Here is a 3904-nt window from a genome sequence, read left to right as displayed (position 1 = left end):
CCAGCCCGGCGCCGGCCGCGCAGGCCAGCAGCACCTCGCGGTCGCGCGGCGACAGCCGCCTGAGCCAGGCGGTCCCGAAATCACCGAGGGCCGCGGCGAATTGGCGCGGGGCCCCTTCCCGGCCCAGCGACGCGCCCGACCCGACGAGCAGCACCTGCAGCATGGCGTCCAGGCTCCACGCCAGCCGCGGTATCCGCTCTCGGCTCGAGATGGTCTCGGCCATGGGCGGAACGTCGGTCCGGCTCCGCAGGAGCCACCAGCCGATCGCCGCCAGCGCGCCGCCGATCATCGGTCCCACGGCCCGGCGCACCGGGCTGCTGGCCGCGACCCCGGCGAGCAGCGCCCCGAAGGAGTAGTTGTACGTGACGTGCTGGACGAAGCGCAGCACGAACGTCGTCGCCAGCCCGGCCACGCCGGCCAGCAGTCCGACGATGATTACGGCGCAGAAGAAGTCGACGTTGCGGCGGGCGGGCGGTCGAGCCACATCACGAATCTAGGGGTTAGCGCTTGGCGGCGCCGCTCCCGCCCTTCTTGGGCAGAGCGGCGGCCGCGGCCTCCCGCTCCCCCGGTGCGCCCCGGAGGCCGTGCCAGAACAGGTTGATCATCATCTCGGCCGCCTCGTCGGCGTCGATGTCCCCGGTGGACAGCTGGTTGGCCGTCGCCTCGCCGGCGCCCACCAGCGCCACGGCCATCATCTCGTGTTCGCGTTCGGTCCGCGGGGTGCGGCTGCCGGCCCGCACCAGCCCGGCGACGAGCTCGATGATCTGTTCACGCCCCTCGCGCACCATGTGCGCGAACGCCTGCGAGCTGGTGGCCTGGGTGTACATCACGATCCACGACGCCCGGTTGGCGTCGATGTAGCGCATGAACGCCACGATCGTGTTGCGCAGCAGGTCTTTCGGGCTTTGGCTGAAGTCGATGTCGGCGCGGACCGCGTCGATGAAGCGGCCCATTTCCCGGTTCAGGCAGGCGCCGAACAGGTCCTCCTTGGAGCCGTAGTACAGATACAGCATCGGCTTGGAGATCTGCGCCGCGGCGGCGATCGCGTCCATGGAGGTCTCGTGGTAGCCGTTGACCGAAAACATCTGGACGGCGGCGTCGAGCATTTGTTGCTCGCGGACGGCCCGCGGTAACCGCTTGGTGCCACCCGCCATCGCTCGCCTCTCTAGCTCGTCTATCTGACTCCAGAGTAAGCAACGCGCGGTGACCACACACGCGTTAGTGGCCGACCCGCTAGTGGCCGCACGCCGGGCTGCGGCCCTTCATCGTCGCCACCCGCCCCAGCGCGTCGTCAACCCGCTGCCCGGGCAGTTCGCCGGCCGCCACGGCCTTCTGCAGCCGGTCAAGGACCGCGGGCACCTCGTCCGTGGTCACCCACAGCGCGACGTCGGTGCCTGCCTGCAGGGTGCGCAGCACCGCCTCGGCGACGCCGTACCGGTCGGAGATGGCGCCCATGCTGGACAGGTCGTCGGTGAACACCGGGCCGTTGAACGGCGGGGCGCCGTAGCCGACGCCGTCGCGCAGCAGTCGCACCGCCGCGGCGCTCAGGCTCGCCGGGTCGTCACCGGTCAGCCCGGGCACCTGCAGGTGACCCAGCATCACCGCGACTGGGGCCGCGGTCACCAGCGTCCGGTAGGGCACCAGGTCGACGCCCTGCAGCTCGCTCAGCGGCGGGGTCACCACACCGCCGGTGTGCGAATCCCCCGAGCCGTGCCCGTGCCCCGGGAAGTGTTTGAGCACCGGCAAAAGCCCCGCGTCGCGCAGGCCCTGCGCGTACGCCCCGGCGTAGGCCGTGACCGTGTTGGGATCGCCGCCGAACGAGCGGTCCCCGATGACGCCGTCGGTGGCGTCGGTGACATCGACCACGGGGGCGAAGTCGATGGTGATGCCCAGGTCGCGCATCTTCTTGCCGCGGTCGGCCGCCAGGTCGTGGACTTGGTCGGGGGTCATGGTCTGTGCCAGTTGGCGGGGCGACGGCGCCGAGCCGATCAGCGCCCGCAGCCGCGAGACGCGGCCGCCCTCCTCGTCGACGCTCACCGCCAACGGGAGCGGTCCGGCCTTCGCCGAGATGTCGGCCAGCGGGCCCTTGAAGATCGACAGGTCCGTCCAGCTTCCGATGAAGATGCCCCCCACGTGATAGCCGTCGACCACCGAGCGGGCGTCGTCGGCGTTCTTCACGCCCACCATCAGCAGCTGCGCCAGCTTGTCGCGGACCGGGAGCGCGGTGACGTCACCGCAGGCCGGCGGCGCGGGCGCGGCCGCCGGCTTGCTGACCGAGGTCGACGGGCCGGGTGGCCGGGCGGCGTGGTGGGCGCAGCCCGCCACCAAAGCCGACACGGACGCGAGCACGGCCCCCGCGACGGTCATGGTGCGCGAGAATGACATCGGGCCATGTTTGCACGGCGGGGTCCAGGCCTCCGGGTCTGGGGAGTGGCGAGGTTTTCTTGTTCGGCCGCGCGGGCATTCGTGGGCAGGTGCTAGCTGGGCTAGCGGGGGGCGAGATCAAGGAGCCAGCGATGACCGGTTTCACCCTGGCGGCTGCGGCCAGCATCGCGGTGGGTCTGACGGTCGGCGTCGCGACCACCCTGGGCGTCACGCTCGCCGTCGCCGACCACGGCCTGACGGCGGTGCCGGCCCGTCCGGCCGCGCTGATCCCGCTCGAACCCCACCTGGTGCAATACGGCGACCGGTGCTTTCACGGGCACTGTCTGCCCTGACGAGCGCCGACCGGGGTTCTGCTAGGTTGGCGCTAAGCCGCCGCCACGTTTTCGAAGATGCTGTGAGGAGCCGTCGATGAACCGGATCATTGCGCCCGCCGCCGCGAGCGTGGTGGTGGGTCTGTTGCTCGGCGCGGCAGCGATCTTCGGGATCACGTTGATGGTGCAGCAGGACACGAAACCGCCACTCCCCGGGGGCGATCCGCAGTCGTCAGTGCTCAACCGGGTCGAGTACGGCAACCGTAGCTAGCGGCGCAGCCGGGCGCGGCGGTTCACCGTCGCCGAGTTCAGCGGTGCGGGCGGCGGTAGTCACCTCCTCGTCGGCCGCGCCCGTGTCGCGCCGGTGGCTATGGCTGGTCGGGGCGATCGCCCTGCTGTTGACCTTCGCCCAATCCCCGGGCCGGGTCTCCCCCGACACCAAACTCGACCTCACCGCCAACCCCCTGCGCTTCCTCGCCCGCGCCACCAACCTGTGGAACAGCGAGCTGCCGTTCGGGCAGGCGCAGAACCAGGCCTACGGGTATCTCTTCCCGCACGGCACCTTCTTCGCGATCGGCCATCTGCTCTCGGTGCCCGGGTGGGTCACCCAGCGGCTGTGGTGGGCGCTGCTGCTCACCGTCGGCTTCTGGGGGCTGTTGCGGGTCGCCGAGGCGCTCGGCATCGGCAGCCCCGCGTCGCGGGTGATCGGCGCCGCCGCGTTCGCGCTGTCGCCGCGGGTGCTGACCACCCTGGGGTCCATCTCGTCGGAAACCCTGCCGATGATGCTGGCGCCGTGGGTGCTGCTGCCGACGATCCTGGCGTTGCGCGCGTCGGGCGACCGGTCGGTGCGAGCGCTCGCCGCGCAGGCCGGTCTGGCCGTGGCGTTGATGGGCGCGGTCAACGCGATCGCCACGCTGGCCGCCTGCCTGCCCGCGGTGATCTGGTGGGCGTGCCACCGGCCCAACCGGTTGTGGTGGCGCTACACCGGGTGGTGGTTGCTGGCGCTCTTCCTGGCGATGCTGTGGTGGCTGGTGGCGCTGGTGATGCTGCGAGCCATCAGCCCACCCTTCCTGGACTTCATCGAATCCTCCGGTGTGACGACGCAGTGGTCGTCGCTCACGGAGATCCTGCGCGGCACCGACAGCTGGACCCCGTACGTGGCGCCGACCGCGACCGCCGGCGCGCCGCTGGTGACCGGGTCGGCGGCC

The 3904-nt window shown here is 71.4% G+C and carries 6 protein-coding genes; 3 read left to right on the top strand and 3 right to left on the bottom strand.

Annotated elements, in window-relative coordinates; translation table 11 throughout:
- The 3 genes from A5701_RS09170 to A5701_RS09160 all read right to left on the bottom strand — a co-directional run.
- On the bottom strand, positions 1 to 484 hold a 484-nt coding region (locus tag A5701_RS09170), incomplete at its 3' end, for a chloride channel protein (protein ID WP_197504950.1).
- A 16-nt stretch (positions 485 to 500) separates the two neighbouring features.
- Positions 501 to 1154, bottom strand: coding sequence for a TetR/AcrR family transcriptional regulator (locus A5701_RS09165; RefSeq protein ID WP_067751506.1), 654 nt, complete (start codon positions 1152 to 1154; stop codon positions 501 to 503).
- A 79-nt stretch (positions 1155 to 1233) separates the two neighbouring features.
- Positions 1234 to 2385, bottom strand: coding sequence for a glycoside hydrolase family 3 N-terminal domain-containing protein (locus A5701_RS09160; protein ID WP_067751502.1), 1152 nt, complete (start codon positions 2383 to 2385; stop codon positions 1234 to 1236).
- A 131-nt stretch (positions 2386 to 2516) separates the two neighbouring features.
- Here A5701_RS09160 and A5701_RS09155 point away from each other — a divergent pair, with 131 nt between their 5' ends.
- From A5701_RS09155 to A5701_RS09145, 3 genes are all read left to right on the top strand, one after another.
- Positions 2517 to 2717 carry a DUF2613 family protein gene (locus tag A5701_RS09155; RefSeq protein ID WP_067751499.1) on the top strand — a complete coding sequence of 67 codons (201 nt, stop codon included), beginning with the start codon at positions 2517 to 2519 and terminating at the stop codon, positions 2715 to 2717.
- 76 nt (positions 2718 to 2793) lie between these two features.
- Positions 2794 to 2967: a DUF2613 domain-containing protein gene (locus A5701_RS09150; protein WP_065443914.1), complete on the top strand. Its 174-nt coding sequence runs from the start codon at positions 2794 to 2796 to the stop codon at positions 2965 to 2967.
- Between the two features lie 43 nt (positions 2968 to 3010).
- Positions 3011 to 3904: alpha-(1->3)-arabinofuranosyltransferase family protein (locus A5701_RS09145; RefSeq protein WP_197504949.1), on the top strand; the 894-nt coding region annotated here is incomplete at its 3' end.

Source organism: Mycobacterium sp. E3305 (assembly GCF_001666785.1).
In the GTDB taxonomy this organism is placed as follows: domain Bacteria; phylum Actinomycetota; class Actinomycetes; order Mycobacteriales; family Mycobacteriaceae; genus Mycobacterium.
This window is presented reverse-complemented; position numbering and strand designations above follow the sequence as displayed.